The following is an 892-nucleotide window of genomic DNA, read 5'->3' on the forward strand; positions in this document are numbered from 1 at the left end:
GGAGTTTGCGCAATTCGGACAGCGCATAACCGCGCTGCATGCCTTGACCGACAAGGCGGCCAAGCTGGGCGCGGTGAATCGCAACGATGAAGCCAAGGCGGTACTTGCCCAGGTCGATGCAACGCTCGAACCGTTGTCGAACGATAGCGTAGCCTTCAACGCTCGTATCATCGCCGAAGGGCAAAAGCTCTCCGACCAATTAAGCGCTGACGCGGCATCCACCGGCATGACGCTCACGATCGTGAGCATCCTTGGTATCGCCATCGGCATCGGCCTTAGCATCGTTGTCGCCCGCAAGGGCATCACCGGGCCGCTGCACAAGCTGCAAGGCACCATGAGCAAGCTCGCCGATGGCGACAATTCGGTCGACGTCCCTTGCGCCGTCCGCAAGGATGAAGTTGGCGACATGGCCAAGGTCGTCCTTGTTTTCCGCGACAACGCAGTCAAGCTTGAAGACGCGCAGGCCGCCAAGGCAAAGGACGACGCGACACAGCATATGGTCGTTGCGACCGTCGGTGAAAATCTCGGCGCGCTGGCCGCTGGCGACCTGACCGCGACGATCAACGCCGATTTCCCCGGCAACTATGCCGAACTCAAGACCAACTTCAACGCCGCCACCGCATCGTTGCGCGGCTTGATCGGCGGGGTCGTGGAAAGCACCTCGGCCATCGGCACCGGCTCGACCGAAATCGCGCAGGCGTCGGAAGATCTCGCACGCCGGACCGAAGGCAATGCCGCCAGCCTGGAGGAAACCTCCGCCGCGATCACCCAGATCGATGGTCGCCTGAAGGCAAGCGCAGATGCCGCAGGGCGCACCGTTGCCCGTGCCGACGGCGCGATCGCCACCGTCTCGGGCGGTCGTGAAATCGCCGATGAAGCGGTGCAGGCGATG

The 892-nt window shown here is 63.0% G+C and carries 1 protein-coding gene; it reads left to right on the top strand.

The features are described from left to right. A partial coding sequence (locus AACY45_RS27115; RefSeq protein ID WP_339548501.1) for a methyl-accepting chemotaxis protein occupies nucleotides 1-892 on the top strand: 892 nt, incomplete at both ends.

It is taken from the genome of Pseudomonas sp. RA_35y_Pfl2_P32 (genome assembly GCF_963970735.1).
Lineage (GTDB): Bacteria > Pseudomonadota > Gammaproteobacteria > Pseudomonadales > Pseudomonadaceae > Aquipseudomonas.